The 15479-nt window shown below is 62.3% G+C and carries 11 protein-coding genes; 4 read left to right on the top strand and 7 right to left on the bottom strand.

What is annotated here, in order from left to right; translation table 11 throughout:
* Positions 1–5: 5 nt before the first annotated feature.
* The 4 genes from C7450_RS05300 to C7450_RS05285 are packed head-to-tail and all read right to left on the bottom strand — an operon-like array spanning position 6 to position 6559.
* Entirely contained in the window at positions 6–1700 is a 1695-nt protein-coding gene (locus C7450_RS05300) for an ATP-binding protein (RefSeq protein WP_170147070.1), read from the bottom strand.
* A 31-nt stretch (positions 1701–1731) separates the two neighbouring features.
* Positions 1732–3288, bottom strand: coding sequence for a SpoVR family protein (locus C7450_RS05295; protein ID WP_110373367.1), 1557 nt, complete (start codon positions 3286–3288; stop codon positions 1732–1734).
* Positions 3285–4595 carry a YeaH/YhbH family protein gene (locus C7450_RS05290; protein WP_110373366.1) on the bottom strand — a complete coding sequence of 437 codons (1311 nt, stop codon included), beginning with the start codon at positions 4593–4595 and terminating at the stop codon, positions 3285–3287. Before C7450_RS05290 ends, C7450_RS05295 begins: the two co-directional genes overlap by 4 nt.
* 20 nt (positions 4596–4615) lie before the next feature.
* Entirely contained in the window at positions 4616–6559 is a 1944-nt protein-coding gene (locus C7450_RS05285; protein WP_110373365.1) for a PrkA family serine protein kinase, read from the bottom strand.
* Between the two features lie 744 nt (positions 6560–7303).
* Between C7450_RS05285 and C7450_RS05280 the strand changes: the two genes are divergently transcribed.
* Genes C7450_RS05280 through C7450_RS05270 form a run of 3 tightly spaced genes read left to right on the top strand, consistent with a single transcriptional unit; the run spans position 7304 to position 10636 of the window.
* The gene (locus C7450_RS05280) at positions 7304–8848 is read left to right on the top strand and encodes an ABC transporter substrate-binding protein (RefSeq protein ID WP_110373762.1); all 1545 of its coding nucleotides are present in this window, start codon (positions 7304–7306) and stop codon (positions 8846–8848) included.
* A 10-nt stretch (positions 8849–8858) separates the two neighbouring features.
* The gene (locus tag C7450_RS05275) at positions 8859–9806 is read left to right on the top strand and encodes an ABC transporter permease (protein WP_110373364.1); all 948 of its coding nucleotides are present in this window, start codon (positions 8859–8861) and stop codon (positions 9804–9806) included.
* Entirely contained in the window at positions 9806–10636 is an 831-nt protein-coding gene (locus tag C7450_RS05270) for an ABC transporter permease (protein ID WP_110373363.1), read from the top strand. The genes C7450_RS05275 and C7450_RS05270 overlap by 1 nt, the downstream gene beginning before the upstream one ends.
* A 6-nt stretch (positions 10637–10642) precedes the next feature.
* Here the strand turns inward: C7450_RS05270 and C7450_RS05265 are convergent, their stop codons facing one another.
* Positions 10643–11752 (bottom strand): NAD(P)/FAD-dependent oxidoreductase, encoded by a 1110-nt coding sequence (locus C7450_RS05265; RefSeq protein WP_110373362.1) that lies wholly within the window; start codon positions 11750–11752, stop codon positions 10643–10645.
* A 388-nt stretch (positions 11753–12140) separates the two neighbouring features.
* Between C7450_RS05265 and C7450_RS05260 the strand changes: the two genes are divergently transcribed.
* A complete protein-coding gene (locus C7450_RS05260; protein WP_342588490.1) occupies positions 12141–13586 on the top strand; it encodes a sensor domain-containing diguanylate cyclase in 1446 nt (481 codons plus the stop codon).
* Positions 13587–13710: 124 nt separating this feature from the next.
* On the opposite strand, the gene C7450_RS05255 is transcribed toward C7450_RS05260, so the two are convergent.
* Positions 13711–14472, bottom strand: a complete 762-nt coding sequence (locus C7450_RS05255; RefSeq protein ID WP_110373361.1) for an ABC transporter permease — start codon at positions 14470–14472, stop codon at positions 13711–13713.
* Positions 14469–15395: an ABC transporter ATP-binding protein gene (locus C7450_RS05250; protein WP_110373760.1), complete on the bottom strand. Its 927-nt coding sequence runs from the start codon at positions 15393–15395 to the stop codon at positions 14469–14471. The genes C7450_RS05255 and C7450_RS05250 overlap by 4 nt, the downstream gene beginning before the upstream one ends.
* Positions 15396–15479 lie beyond the last annotated feature (84 nt).

The raw sequence follows: 15479 nt of genomic DNA, 5'->3' as shown, positions 1-15479 counted from the left end.
CTCTCCTACTGTCCCGTATCGCGCGCGGACGCGGCGACGTTCTTTTTCAACGTGAGTTCGTTATGCCCGTCGCGTCGGTGATAGTCGATCTCATCCATCACCGTATGGACGAAATGGACGCCGAGCCCGCCGATATCACGGTCCTCGATCTCCGCATGAACATCGGGGGTCGGGGGAATGGACGGATCGAAGGCGACCCCGTCATCCCGGATGGTGATGACAAGGACGTCGGCTTCCAGGGACAGCGCCACATCGATCGCGTGCGCCGCCTGATCCTTGAATCCATAGCTGATCGTATTGGTGAGGAGCTCATCCAGCGCGAGGTTCACCGCATAGGCCGCGTCCTCGCCGATGCCGACCTTCGCGCAGAAGGCGTCGATCTCCTCGGCCAGACGGCTGATCTCGCTGAGATCGTTCTTGACCGACAGCTTCAAGCAAGGCGCGTGCAGTCTTTTCATGGCGCGTTGAGGCTCATCCGTCGCAGCTAAAGCCGCGTTGAGATCAACGAGACGATAGACAGCTTCTCTGCCGAAATGCTTCGGCAGGTCAATCTGACCGATATAATCGGCCCTGTAGCGTGGCGCATAGGCAATCCCCGCCTCCCGTGCCGCATAGTCACGTGCGTCCATTTCAGCCCGCAGCAGCGCCACGAAGTAACGCGAGGCATACATCTGGCCGGGGAGCGCCACCGGCTCGATGCGTGCGGCCCGGTTGACATGGTGACCATAGATCATGCCATGGCCGGTCAGGGGGTGAAGACCGACGAAGACGGGACCGGCATGCAGGGCGATGCGGAAGCGCGGCCGCGCCGACAGGCCATAGGCCGCGGGATCGATTTCGAGCACGCTCGCAGCCAGCGCGGCGGCGTAGTCAGCGAGATCGTGCGCCGTCTCGGCCGCGGCATGCACCCCGTCGCCCCAGGCGTTGATGAGGATCGGCGTCTTCGCCGTGCTCTCGATCGTCTGCTGGGCCTCCGCCAGGAAATCCCAGAGGAGCGGCAGCTGGTCATCCTGGAACGTTTTCGTGAAAGTGGCGATGTCGGCGAACATGATGGCGCGAATGGCGCGCGGACTGGTCCCGAAGATCATGTTGCCGTCGAAGGGAATGCCGGCTCGCGCCAGTGGTCCCGTCGCCACGCCGGTGGAACTCGCGAGCGCGTCCAGATCGATCACTGTCAGGCGCTCGTCATCCGGCCAATGGACCATGAAATCGGTCGGGCTGCCGGGCTCGGGGGGCGTTCCGAGGTTACAGACGATGACGAGATGGGTCTCGGCCTTGAGGCGGTCGGCCTCGAGCCGCGCCAGCCCCTGCAGAATCTGATTGTTGAAGCGCACCAGCGTTTCATCGCCGAGGAGGCGCTCCTCGCAGCTGATCTCGACGCGCGATGCCCGTGTCCGCAGATCGTGAAAGCGCGCCACCCAGGCATCACCGGCGGGCGCGACATACTGGGCGATGAAATCACTGATTTCGCAGGGCAGGACGAGATTGAGCTGGCCACCCAGAGCCAGGACCTCTTCTCCGAAGAGGATGTCCGCACCGGCCGTGGCCGATGAGTAGCCGATGAAGGCGGGAAAAGCGGCCAAGTGCGCGCGCAGCGCATCCCGGACGGCGGGCACGAGCTCTTCCGGGAAGGCACCGCGTAGCCCGCCCGTATCGACCGGCTGCCCGGCGCAGATGACAATCGTGGCTGGCGCAGTCATCGTCCACGGATCCCTAACGCCTTGACGCCCTCTACGCCGCGATGGCAGGCGTTGCCCGCGCAACATGCTCCTTCAGCACCTTGCGAGTCGCTGGATCGACCTCACGCAGGATTACATTGTAACCCCACAGGGTGGCAAGGTTCTGTAGCACCTGGGCGGTGTCGCCCTCCGCGAGCAGAATGCCGTTGACCACCTCGTGCTGCAGGATGAGGTGGCGATCGCCCGCCAGATCCACATCGACCACCTGGATGTCCGCCTGCTGCCAGGCAATGTCGTATTGGCGCGCCAGCGCGCGGCGGATGCGGCGGTAACCCCGCTCGTCATGGATCGCGGCGATCTCGAGCACGTTCTTGTTGGCGTTGTCGAGGACGTGGAAAATGCGCCATTCGCGGATCAGCCGCGGGCTGAGGAACTGGGCGATGAAACTCTCGTCGCGGTAGTTCGCCCAGATATGCTTGAGGACATTGTCGGCATCACCTTTGCCGGCGATATCGGGAAACCACTCCCGATCCTCGTCGCGCGGGTCGTTACAGATGCGCGCGATGTCCTCCATCATGGCAAAGCCAAGGGCATAGGGATTGATGCCGTTGTAATAGGGCGTGTCGAAGGTCGGCTGCGCCACCACATTGGTATGCGACTGCAGAAACTCGAGGAAAGCGCCGTCGTTGATCGAGCCTTGCCGATGCAGGCGCGTCATGATGCGATAATGACAATAGGTCGCGCAGCCTTCGTTCATCACCTTGGTCTGTGACTGCGGATAGAAATACTGGGCGACATGCCTGACGATACGCAGGATCTCGCGCTGCCAGGGGGCGAGCTTGGGCGCGGTTTTCTCCAGGAAATAGAGGATATTCTCCTCCGGGAGTTCGAGGAGTGCACGGCGCTTGTCCTCGCTCTGGCGCGAGGCCTGCTGTGCCCCGGTCGGTATGGTGCGCCAGAGGTCATTGTAGAAGCGCTCCTGATAGGCGTGGCGCTCCGCCTCCCGCTGCTCCTCCGCCTTGAGGTCCAGCCGCTGCCGCCGGGGATAGCGATGCACGCCCTGGTTCATCAGCGAATGGGCGGCATCGATGAGCTGCTCGACGGCCGCCTGGCCATAGCGCTCCTCGCAGGAAGCAACATAGCCCTTGGCGAATTCGAGATAGTCGCGGATGCCCTCCGCGTCGGTCCATTGCCGGAACAGATAGTTGTTCTTGAAGAAGTGATTATGGCCAAAGGCCGCATGGGCGATGACGAGCGTCTGCATCATCGCCGAGTTCTCCTCCATCACATAGCTGATGCAGGGATCGGAGTTGATCACGAGCTCATAGGCGAGCCCGCGCATGCCCTTGCGATAGACAAGCTCGTGATGGGCGAACTGCTTGCCGAAGGACCAATGCTTATAGAGCTGCGGCATGCCGGTGGACGAATAGGCATCCAGCATCTGCTCGGCGGTGATGACCTCGATCTGGTTGGGATAGGTATCGAGCCCGAGCTCGTTGCGTGCGGCTTCCTCCACCGCTTCATAAATGCGACGGATGGTGTCGAAATCCCAGTCCGTGCCGGAAAACAGGAGCGGATGCGTGCGGCCGCGGGGCAGGTCTGCCGTCATGCCGCACCGCCGCGGACATTGGACCCCCTGCGCCGGAACAACTCGCGGAATACGGGGTAGATCTCGCGCCGATGCCAGACCTTACGCATGACGAAATGCCCATCCGCAGTGGCGATTGTCTCATAGGTGCGCCAGAGATCGCTCGGCCGCGGTGCCGTTCCCGTCGGCATGGGGTCTTCCTCCCGGCCGACCTCGAGATAAGCGAAATACTGGCAGGCAGGCAGGATCTCGTCGTGCAGGAGCGTCGCGGCCTTGACGCTGTCGCTTCCCATATTGTCGCCGTCGGAGGCCTGGGCGACATAGATGTTCCAGTCGGCCGGATTGTAGCGCTGGCGCATGATCGTCAGCATCTCCTCAAGCGCGGTCGAGACGATGGTGCCGCCGGTCTCCGTCGAATAGAAGAAGGTCTGCTCGTCGACCTCCTCGGCGCGATCGGTGTGGCGGATGAAGACGATGTCCACATGGCTGTAGCATCGTGTCAGGAAGAGATGCAGCAAGGCGAAGAAACGCTTCGCGAGATCCTTCATATGCTCGCTCATGGAGCCTGACACATCCATGAGGCAGAACATCACCGCCTGGGCGACCGGCTTCGGATTGGATTCATAGCGGCGATAGCGCAGGTCGATCGGGTCGATATAGGAGATGCGCCGGTTCCGCCGGACAAGGCGTTCGTACTCCTCCTTGAGCGCCGTAATCTGGCTCTCATGCCCACCCTGCTGCTCCAGGCGCGCGATTTCCCGCTCGAGCTCCAGAATTTCGCTGGCACTCGGCCTGCGCAACGCGAGGCGGCGGGCGAGCGACAACCGCATGGTTCGCGCGACCGCAAGGCTGGCGGGCGACCCCGTCGTTGAATATCCGGCGCGCTGGATCTCCTTGGCCTCGGTATCCATAAGGCGGCGCTTGGCGAGATCCGGCAATTCGAGATCATCGAGAAAGAGATCGAGATATTCCTCTTTCGTCAGGACGAAGCGAAATTCGTCCTCGCCGTCGCCCCCCTGGCCGGGCTGGGAGCCCGACCCGCCACCACCGCCGCTCGGCCGCGGGATGGTGTCGCCTTCCAGATAGTCCTTGTTGCCGGGAAGCACATGGTCGCGCTGACCGCCGCTCGCTGCACGCCGCAATGTGGGTTCGTGCACCCCCTGCCGCGTGATTCCTATCTCGCCGCCCTGGTCGAGATCCTTGATGCTGCGGCTCTTGAAATTGTCACGGACGGCACGCTGAACCAGCGCTTTCGCGCGTCGCAAAAAGCGCTGGCGATTGGCAAAACTCTTGCCACCGGGATTGAGGCGTCGATCAATGATATACACAGATGCGTCATCCGACCTGATCAGCCCGCCTGCTTCACCCTCATATACCACTCCACCAACCGCCGGACCTGTCGCTCGGTGTAGCCTCGTGACGTCATGCGCTCCACGAATTCGCCATGCTTCTTTTCCGCCTCGCCGTCCTTCTTGGTGCCGAAACTGATGACCGGCAGAAGGTCCTCGACCTGGCTGAACATGCGGCGCTCGATGACTTCGCGGATCTTCTCGTAGCTCGTCCAGGAGGGGTTGTGCCCACCATGGCTTGCCCGCGTACGCAATGCAAATTTGACGACCTCGTTGCGGAAGTCCTTTGGATTGGCGATACCGGCAGGCTTCTCGATCTTGGTCAATTCCTGATTGACGAGCTCACGATTGAGCAATTGCCCCGTATCCGGGTCCTTGAAGTCCTGATCTTCGATCCACGCATCCGCATAGGCCACGTAGCGATCGAACAGATTCTGTCCATAGTCATGGTATGACTCAAGATAGGCTTTCTGGATCTCATGGCCAATGAATTCGGCGTAACGTGGCGCCAGTTCGGCCTTCAGGAATTCGAGGTATCGCTTCTCCACCTCAGCGGGCAACTGCTCCTGCCGCACCATCTGTTCGAGAACATACATCAGGTGGACGGGATCAGCCGAAATTTCTGCCGTATCGTGGTTGAAAGCAGCGGCCAGGGCCTTGAAGGCGAAACGCGTCGACACGCCGTCCATGCCCTCGTCCACACCGGCGGCATCCTTGTATTCCTGGAGGCTGCGCGCGCGGGGATCGACCTCGCGCAGGCTCTCACCGTCATAGACGCGCATCTTCGAGAACAGGTTGGAATTCTCGTGTTCCCGGAGGCGCGACAAGACCGAGAAGCGCGCGAGGAGTTCGAGCGTTCCCGGCGCGCAGGCGGCATCCGTCAGTTCGGACCCACGGACCAGCTTCTCATAGATTTGCCGCTCCTCGGTCACGCGCAGGCAATAAGGAACCTTGATCACATAAATGCGGTCGATAAAGGCCTCGTTATTTTTGTTGTTCTTGAAATTCTGCCATTCCGACTCGTTGGAATGCGCCATGATCACGCCAGTGAAGGGAATAGCGCCGATATTCTCCGTGCCGACGTAATTGCCTTCCTGCGTCGCCGTGAGAAGGGGATGCAGCATCTTGATCGGCGCCTTGAACATCTCGACAAATTCGAGAAGGCCCTGGTTGGCGCGATTGAGACCGCCGGAATAGCTGTAGGCGTCCGGATCGTTCTGCGACAGGGTCTCGAGCTTCCGGATATCCACCTTGCCGACGAGCGAGGATATATCCTGGTTGTTCTCGTCTCCTGGCTCGGTCTTGGCGATACCCTCCTGCCTCAAGCGGGACGGCATGATCCGCACGACGCGGAAACGGGAGATGTCACCGCCGAACTCATCCAGGCGCTTGCGGCACCACGGGCTGACCAGGCCGGTCAGGCGACGCCGGGGAATGCCGTATTCGTCCTCAAGGACAGGGCCCATATCGGGCCCGAACAGCCCGAGCGGGCTCTCGAAGACAGGGCTGATTTCATCGCCCGCCTTGAGCACGTAGATCGGATGCACCTCCATGAGGGCTTTCAGCCGCTCCGCGAGCGACGATTTGCCGCCGCCGACCGGGCCCAGCAGATAAAGGATCTGCTTGCGCTCCTCGAGCCCCTGCGCCGCGTGACGGAAGAACGAGACGATCCGTTCGATCGTCTCTTCCATGCCGTAAAATTCCGCGAAGCTCTTATAGGTGCGGATTGTGCGGTTCATGAAGATGCGGCCGAGACGCGGATCCTTCGAGGTGTCCACGATTTCGGGCTCTCCGATCGCCGCCAGCAAACGCTCCGGGGCGCTTGCATACAGCATGGGATCGCTGCGGCATCCCTTGAGATAGTCCGCCAGAGACATCTCAGTCTGCCGCCGGGCCTCGAAGGCCCTGGTGTAGCTTGTGAAGAGGTCGTCGCTCGGGAGCATTGTGTACCTTTGCCCTAACGAAGCATTATAACCCTAAAGCGTGCCGTTGCAGAGAGTTTACGTGCTCGACTTAATAAACGCTATTACGGACGCTCACTTATCAGCAGGATCGCCTACAATGCGTCGTCGTGCTAGCCTGTATTCGATCACAATGCTGCATGTGCACACATCGTCTCGGAAATTTCCGCTTATTGAAATGGTGTTTTCGGGGCCAAACTACAAGCGATGACAGGCGAATGTTGTCTGGGCGCGTCAGCGTGTAGCACCCAGTGCGGCTTTCAGCGTCAACATCCGCATTCCGGCGGACGCCAAATGCGAATCGTTTAGCGTGAATCCCATTATAGTTCTCAACAGCTTCCTTCGCCAGCAGCCGCTTGCGACAGGCCCCGTCAGGTGGGGATAGCCTGCAATGCCCCTGATGGACGCAATGGCCTCCCCCTGGGCAATCGGCGACGGGCTAACGCCGCGCCAGCAGCCGGCTGATTGGTCCGGCAAGGTCATTGTTGTCGGGCGTTCGCTGTGCCATTCACTATGCCGCCAGCGCTGTTCGCGATTGCAGCAATGGCGTTGTCTATGGGCTATCACGAAGCCCGCGCCATTCTGAAGGCAAGAACAGTGGAGATCGGCATGGGGGTTGGGAGCGGAGAGGGGGCTGCGATGGACGTGAGGCCGGCACGGATCGCCACAGGGCTTAGCACCACAGGCCTTCGAGTCATGGGTCTTCGCGCGATGGGCCTTCGCGTGATGAGCCTCTTTGGCGTTCGCCCCACCCCGGGGCGGGGGTCGCGGACCTCTCGGCATCGCCCTGTCGCAAGGGCCGTCCTGGCGCTCGCGTGTTGTGCCATTCTGAGCCCCGCCGCTTTCGCAGGGCGCGGCCATGTGGTCGTCGGCATGTCCGTCGAGCCGCAGGGCCTGGACCCGACAGCGGCCGCGCCGGTGGCGATCGGCCAGGTCACCTGGCAGAACATCTATCAGGGCCTCGTTCGCATCGACCGTGACGGCAAGGTCCAACCCCAGCTCGCGGAAGGCTGGACTGTGTCGCCGGACGGCTTGACCTACACATTCTCGCTCCGCAAGGGCGTCAAATTCCACAACGGCGAGGCTTTCGACGCCGCGACAGCGAAATTTGCGCTCGACCGGGCCAGGGGAGCGGCCTCGACCAACCCGCAGAAACAATTCTTCAGCGTGATCGATACGGTCACGGCGCAGGATCCTGCGACCCTCGTCGTCACGCTCAAGGAGCCGGCGGGCAATCTGCTCTATTGGCTGGGCTGGCCCGCATCCGTCATGGTCGAGCCGAAGTCGGCCCAATCCAACAGGACTGAACCCGTCGGCACCGGCCCCTTCAAATTTGTGCGCTGGGCAAAAGGGGACCGGGTCGTTCTGGAGCGTGATGCGAATTATTGGAACACGGCGAAGCCCGTCCAGCTCCAGCGGGCCACGTTTCGGTTCATCGGGGATCCCCAGGCCCAGGCCGCGGCGCTGCGGGCCGGAGACGTCGACGCCTTTCCCGAATTCGCTGCTCCGGAACTCTATGGCACCTTCCAGAAGGACAGCCGTTTTGCCGCCGTGGTCGGGAACACTGAGCTCAAGGTGGTGGCCGGCATGAACAACCGGATTAAGCCCTTTGACGACAAGAGGGTGCGGCAGGCGCTGATGCTCGCGGTCGATCGCCCATTGCTGATCGAAGGGGCCTGGTCGGGCCTGGGGCAGGCAATCGGCAGCCACTACACGCCCAATGATCCGGGCTTCATCGACCTGACGGGTGTCTACCCCGCGGACAAGGCCAGGGCGCGTGCGCTTCTGAGCGAGGCCGGCTACCCCAATGGCTTCACCTTCACGATCAAGGTGCCGCAGATGAGCTATGCGAGGCGCTCGGCCGAGGTGCTGCAGGCGATGCTGGCCGAGATCGGCGTGACCATGACCATCGTGCCCACCGAATTTCCCGCAAAATGGGTCAGCGAGGTCATGACCGGTCATGATTTCGACATGACCATTGTCGCGCATGCCGAACCGATGGACATCGGCATCTACGCGCGGCCGGACTACTACTTCGGCTATCGCAACGCGGCCTTCGACGCGACCATCCGGCGCGCCGAGCAGACGACCGACGAGGAGGCCCGCCTCAAGCTCTATGGCGAGGCACAGACAATGCTCGCCGAGGATGTGCCGGCGCTCTATCTTTTTGTCATGCCCAAGCTCGGCATCTGGGACAAGAAGCTGAAGGGGCTCTGGGCCAACGAGCCAATCCCGTCGAACGACCTGACCGAGGTGTTCTGGGAGGATTGATGGTGGCGCGATGATCGCTCTCATCGTCCGGCGCCTGCTGGGCCTGGTGCTGACCCTGGCGCTTGTCTCGCTGCTTGTTTTCACGGTGATGAGCGTGCTGCCGGGTGATCCGGCGGCCATCATGCTCGGCACGTCGGCCCGACCGGACACATTGGCGGCGCTGCGCCAGGAACTTGGCCTCGACCAGCCGGCCGTTCTCCGCTATCTCGCCTGGCTTGGCGGCATGCTGACGGGCAATCTCGGCACGTCGATAACCTATGGCGTGCCGGTGGCGGAATTGATCGCGGCGCGGCTTTTGGTGACGCTGCCACTCGCGGTCTTGTCGATCGCCATGGCGATGGTGCTCGCCCTGCCGCTCGGCATCGCCGCCGGCGCTCGCCGCGACAAGCCGGTCGACTACGGCGCCATGGCTTTTGCGCAAGCGGCGATGTCGCTGCCGAATTTCTGGATCGGCCTTATTCTGATCCTCGTTTTCTCCACATGGCTCGGCTGGCTGCCGGCCGGCGGGTTCCCGGGCTGGCAGGCCGGGGTCACGCCGGCCTTCGGAGCGCTGGTGCTTCCAGCTCTGGCGCTGGCATTGCCGCAGGCGGGTGTCCTCGCCCGCGTGGCGCGCACCGCCGTCGTGGAGCTGAGCGGCGATGATTTTATTCGCGCGGCGCGTGCCAAGGGGCTGCCGCCGCGCCTCATCCTGTGGCGGCACATCGTGCCAAATACGGTCGTACCGATCATCACCATCATCGGCCTGCAGTTCACCTTCCTCATCGCGGGCGCGGTCCTCGTCGAGAATGTCTTCAGCCTGCCCGGCCTGGGGCGCCTTGCGTTCCAGGCCGTGGCGCAGCGGGACATCGTCGTCCTGCAATCGGTCGTCCTTCTCCTTGCGGCCCTCGTCATCGTGGTGAATTTCGTCGTCGACCTCTGCTATCTCCTTCTCGATCCCCGCATGCGGGACAGGCGCTGATGGTTGTGTGGCGGACGGCGTTGCGACATGTGAAACTCGCCATCGGCACGGCGATCATCACCATGCTCGTCACCGGCGCCTGCCTATCCCTGGTCTGGACGCCGGCTCCACCGGCGCGCATGAACATCCTGGCGAGGCTCAAGCCGCCGTTTGCGAGCGGCTGGCTCGGCACGGACCAGTTCGGGAGAGACGTCACCTCCCTGCTCATGGCCGGGGCCTGGAACTCCCTGTCCATCGCTGTCCTGGCGGTCGCCCTCGGCGCCAGCGCCGGTGTCCTGACAGGCCTTGCCGCGGCCCGACGGCGGGGTCTTGCCGAGGCCGTCCTGATGCGCGTCTGCGACGTGATCTTCGCCTTCCCGCCCGTGCTCTCGGCCATGGTGCTCGGCGTACTCATGGGCACGGGGGCTATGAGCGCGATCCTTGCCATTGCCGTCTTCATGGTGCCGGTCTTCGCCCGCATGACGCGCGGCATCGCCCTGCAGGTCCAGTCCCGCGACTACGTGCTGGCGGCGCGCAGCATCGGCCGTGGCGAGGGCGGCATCATGGTCGCCCATGTCATGCCCAATATCGCCGGGCAGATTGTGGTTCAGGTCATGATCCAGCTCGGTCTCGCCATCCTCACCGAGGCGGGCCTCAGCTTCCTCGGCCTTGGCCTTCCGCCGCCTGCGCCGACCTGGGGCCGCATGCTGGCCGAGGCCCAGACCTATCTGGAGAGCGCTCCCTGGCTGGCGCTTGCCCCAGGCCTCGCCATCGCCTTCGCGGTCCTCGGCTTCAGCCTGGTCGGCGACGGCCTGCGTGACCTCTTCGACCCACGCGATGCGACCCTGTAAGCACCTTCAGGCGCTCATGTCCGCGAGCATGGCGACATGGTCGGCAATCGCCAGCGAGGATGTCAGGCCCGGCGATTCGATGCCGAACAGGTTCACGAGGCCCGGGACGCCATGGGTCTCGGCACCCTCGATACGAAAGTCCTGGGTGCCGGCGCGCGCGGGAGCGATCTTGGGGCGGATGCCGGAATAGTCGGGCTGGAGAGCACCATCAGGCAGTTCGGGCCAGTAGCGCCGGATCGCGCCGTAGAAGGAGGCGGCCCGCGCGGGATCGACGGCATAGTCGATGTGATCGATCCATTCGACATCGGGCCCGAAGCGCGCCCGGCCGGCGAGATCCAGCGTGAGGTGGGTGCCTAGCCCGCCCGGCACCGGGACGGGATAGATCAAATGCGCGAAAGGGGCACGCGTGCTGAGGCCGAAATAGTTGCCCTTGGCAAAATAGGCCTGCGGCACTTTCGCGGGCGGCATGCCGCGAATGGCGCTGGCCAGGGCGGGGGCATGGAGCCCGGCCGCATTGACGACGGTGCGGGCATGAAGCCGTGTCTCATGGCCGTCGTCGATTGTCAGTGCGATCCCGGTCTTCATGACCTCTCCCGCGCGGACAAGACAGCGAAAGGCGAAGCTCGCGCCGGCGTTCTCCGCGTCACCCTGCAGCGAGAGCATATAGGCGTGGCTGTCGATGATGCCGGTTGCCGGCGAGAGCAGTGCTCCGGCGCAATGGAGGGCCGGCTCGAGCGCCTGGGCTTCGATGGCGGTCAGAAAGCGTAATCCCTCCACGCCATTGGCGGCCGCATGCGCCGCGATACCGGCGATGCGCTCGCGCTCGCTGTCGTCAGTGGCAACGATCAGTTTGCCACAGGCCCGGTGCGGGATGCCACGCTCGGCACAATAAGCGTAAAGCCTCCTGCGACCCTCCACGCAGAAGCGTGCCATCAGGCTGCCATGGGGATAATAGATGCCCGCATGGATCACCTCGCTGTTGCGCGCGGATGTCTCTGTGCCGATGGCCCCGGCGGCTTCGAGGACGAGGACATCCCGCCCCGCCTGGGCGAGGCAGCGCGCGATGGCAAGGCCGACAACGCCGGCACCGACAACAACGACATCGACGTCTTCCACGCGTTTGGCCTTTCCCTCTGTTTCGGTGCTCGCAGCGCCACTCTGCACAGCTTTCTGCGCACGCACATGTCAGCGGCGGTGCTTGTGAGTTTTGCGGCGCTGCCTGCTATCGCACGCCGCATCCCTCAACTTTGCATTATTTTTTGGCGTGGATCGATGCGTTCCCGTCCGGATCGGGTGAACGATGTGATTGTACCGGTGTCGAAGGTGAAAAATATGGTTAACGGAGGCTTGCCGAACGGTGGAGCTTGCTGGCACAAGGGACCGGTCTTATCAGTGTTAGCGCGGCAGCCGCGTAGGGGCTGCCGTTGCCAAGGGTTGGTATCCGATGCACCATCCTGAGTTCATGCATTCCGGTGCGCCAGGTACTGGCAATGATGACACCGAGATGTTCGAGCTTGCGCCAGTCTCTCTCTGGCTTGAGGACTACAGCGGGCTCCGACAGATTTTCGATGCTTGGCGCGCGTCGGGCGTCACGGATCTGCGCGCCCATCTCCTGGCCGATCTCGACCGGGTCAGGCAGTGCTCCGGCGCCATCCGCATCATCAAGGTCAACCGCAAGACCCTGTCGTTGTTCGAGGCGAGCGATGTCGGGCACCTTGTCGAGAATTTGGGTCGCATCTTCCGCGATGACATGCTCGACGCCCATATCGAAGAACTCGTCACGATGTGGGAGGGCAAGACACATTTCTTCAGTCATACGATCAACTTCTCCCTGTCCGGCAAGCGGCTCGATATCCAGCTCCACGGATCCATCCTGCCGGGCTACGAGACGAGCTGGGAGCGTGTGCTCGTTTCCATAGAGGACGTCTCGGAGCGCGAACACGCACGGCGTCGCATCATCGCTGCGGAGGAATATGCCCGCGGCTTGTTCGAGCATTCGCCCGTCTCTTTATGGGTCGAGGATTTTTCCAGCATCAAGCAGCTGATCGATGAGGTTCGCGAACGGGGGATCGTCGATTTTCGCGTCTTCATCGACGTCCATCCGGAGTTCATCTCGCGCTGTATGGCCGAGATTCGCGTGCTCGATGTCAACCGGCATACCCTTGAGCTTTTCTGCGCGCCGGATAAGCCGACGCTGCTGCGGCGGCTCGCCGACGTCTTCCGCGACGGCATGGAGCAGCATTTCAAGGAGCAGCTCATCGATCTCTGGAACAACCGGCTGTTCCAGCAACGCGAGGTCGTGAATTACGACCTCGAGGGCAAGGAGCTGACCCTGCATATGCAGTTCTCTGTCCTGCCGGGCTACGAGAACGACTGGTCACTCGTTCAAGTGGCCCTCACCGATATCAGCGCACGCAAAAAGGCTGAGGCCTATCTCGAATTTCTCGGCAAGCATGATGTGCTGACCAAGCTCTACAATCGCTCCTTCTTCGTGGAGGAATTGAACAGGCTCGAGCGGCGCGGCCCACGGCCCGTGACGATCATCATGGCCGACCTCAACGGCCTGAAGCGCGTGAATGACCAGCTCGGCCATGCTGCCGGCGATGGGCTGCTGCGCCGGGCCGGCGAAGTGCTCGGCAAGCTCGTCGAAAAGCCGAATCACGTGGCGCGCATCGGCGGCGATGAGTTTGCCGTGCTCATGCCTGGCGTGGGGCAGGAGGAGGGCGAGGCGGTGATGGAGGAGCTCGAAAAACTGATCGAGTTGAACAACCAGTTCTATTCCGGCCTGCCGCTCACGCTCTCGCTCGGGGTGGCCACCAGCCAGGCGGATGAGCGTCTGGAAGCCGTCGTCAGTCGTGCCGACATGCTGATGCTCAAGGCCAAGCGCACCTACTACTCCAGCTCACAGAACGACCGCCGTCGCGGCCGCACGGGCGGTGCGCGCTCCTGACACGCCACCGCCGGATTAGAGCATTTTCGAGCGAAGTGGAAACCGGTTCGCGTGAAGACAATGCGTAAAATCAAAGGCCTGGAGCATATTCGGTGAACCGGAATTCACCGAATATGCTCCAGGCTCAGCTTTTCAGCCGATACCCCGTCTTGAAGATCCAGGTGACGACGCCGAGGCACAGGATGAGGAAGACGATGACCATGCCGACGCTGATCGTGACGTCGACGTCGGACACGCCAAAGAAGCTCCAGCGGAAACCACTGACGAGATAAACGACGGGGTTGAACAACGCCACCGTCTGCCAGAAGGGCGGCAGCATCGTGATCGAATAGAAGCTGCCGCCGAGAAAGGTGAGGGGTGTGACGACAAGAAGCGGCACGAGTTGCAGTTTCTCGAAACCGTCGGCCCAGATGCCGATGATGAAGCCGAGCAGGCTGAAGGTGATCGCCGTCAGGATGAGAAAGAGCACCATCCAGCCCGGGTGCTCGATCCTGAGCGGCACGAAGAGATAAGCCGTCGCGAGGATGATCAGCCCGAGAATGACCGACTTGGTGGCAGCCGCTCCGACGTAGCTGACGACGATTTCCAGTGGCGAGATCGGTGCGGAGAGAAGCTCGTAGATGGTCCCGGTGAACTTCGGAAAATAGATGGCGAAGGAGGCGTTGGAGACGCTCTGTGTGAGCAGGGACAGCATGATGAGGCCCGGCACGATGAAAGCGCCATAGCTGACGCCATCGATTTCCTGCATATGGCTGCCGATGGCCGCGCCGAACACGATGAAATAGAGCGACGTGGAGATGACCGGGGCTATGATGCTCTGCAGCAGCGTCCGCCAGGCGCGCGCCATTTCGAACTTGTAGATCGAGCGAATGGCATAATAGTTCATGCGCCGTTCCTCACGAGATTGACGAAGATCTCCTCGAGCGAACTTTGCGTCGTCTGCAGATCCTTGAATGTGACGCCCGCACTCCGGAGTGCGCTCAGGAGGTCGGTAATGCCTGTGCGCTCGCCCTGCGTGTCATAGGTATAGACAAGCTCAAGCCCGTCGGCTGACAGCTCGAGGTTATAGGCGGCAAGCTCGGGCGGAATATGATTCAGCTTCTGCTGCAACAGAACGGTCAGCCGCTTCTGGCCGAGCTTCTGCATCAACTCGTGCTTGTCTTCCACGAGAATGATGCGGCCCTTGTCGATGACGCCGATGCGATCGGCCATCTCCTCGGCTTCCTCGATATAGTGTGTCGTGAGAATGATGGTGACGCCGCGGTCGCGGAGACCGCGCACCACATCCCACATGTCGCGGCGCAGCTCGACATCGACGCCGGCGGTCGGCTCGTCGAGGAAGAGGATCTGCGGTTCATGCGAGAGCGCCTTGGCGATCATGACGCGGCGCTTCATGCCGCCGGAGAGGGTGCGGATAGGGCTGTTGCGCTTGTCCCATAGCGACAGGTCGCGCAGGATCTTCTCGATATGTGCGGGATCGGCCGGCTTGCCGAAGAGGCCGCGGCTGAAGCTCACCGTTGCCCAAACGGTCTCAAAGGCGTCGGTGGTCAATTCCTGCGGGACGAGGCCGATCTTGGAACGCGCCGCGCGATATTCGACCGTAATGTCGTGCCCGTCGGCCAGGATCGTGCCCTCGCTCGGGCTGACGATGCCGCAGATGATGCTGATCAAAGTCGTCTTGCCGGCCCCGTTGGGACCGAGCAGCGCGAAAATCTCGCCCGTGTTGATGGCGAGATCGATGCCCTTGAGCGCCTGGAAGCCCGAGGCGTAGGTCTTCGAAAGATTGGAAATGGCAATGATGGGTTGCATCGTGGCACTTTGAAGCGGGAAGGGCCAGAACCTCGCCTGCATCGGGGATGGCGTGACTGACAGGCCCGGGCGCTGATTCCGGTT

Origin of the sequence: Chelatococcus asaccharovorans (assembly GCF_003201475.1) — a bacterium.
Taxonomy (GTDB): Bacteria; Pseudomonadota; Alphaproteobacteria; order Rhizobiales; family Beijerinckiaceae; genus Chelatococcus; species Chelatococcus asaccharovorans.
Note: the sequence above shows the minus strand (reverse complement) of the source record. Positions and strands in the feature narration are given on the sequence as shown.

Bases quoted from the DNA above. Each gene is read 5' to 3' on its own strand.
- C7450_RS05300 (WP_170147070.1), bottom strand. From the start codon at position 1,700: ATGACTGCGCCAGCCACGATTGTCATCTGCGCCGGGCAGCCGGTCGAT.
- C7450_RS05295 (WP_110373367.1), bottom strand. From the start codon at position 3,288: ATGACGGCAGACCTGCCCCGCGGCCGCACGCATCCGCTCCTGTTTTCC.
- C7450_RS05285 (WP_110373365.1), bottom strand. From the start codon at position 6,559: ATGCTCCCGAGCGACGACCTCTTCACAAGCTACACCAGGGCCTTCGAG.
- C7450_RS05280 (WP_110373762.1), top strand. From the start codon at position 7,304: ATGAGCCTCTTTGGCGTTCGCCCCACCCCGGGGCGGGGGTCGCGGACC.
- C7450_RS05275 (WP_110373364.1), top strand. From the start codon at position 8,859: ATGATCGCTCTCATCGTCCGGCGCCTGCTGGGCCTGGTGCTGACCCTG.
- C7450_RS05270 (WP_110373363.1), top strand. From the start codon at position 9,806: ATGGTTGTGTGGCGGACGGCGTTGCGACATGTGAAACTCGCCATCGGC.
- C7450_RS05260 (WP_342588490.1), top strand. From the start codon at position 12,141: ATGTTCGAGCTTGCGCCAGTCTCTCTCTGGCTTGAGGACTACAGCGGG.
- C7450_RS05255 (WP_110373361.1), bottom strand. From the start codon at position 14,472: ATGAACTATTATGCCATTCGCTCGATCTACAAGTTCGAAATGGCGCGC.
- C7450_RS05250 (WP_110373760.1), bottom strand. From the start codon at position 15,395: ATGCAACCCATCATTGCCATTTCCAATCTTTCGAAGACCTACGCCTCG.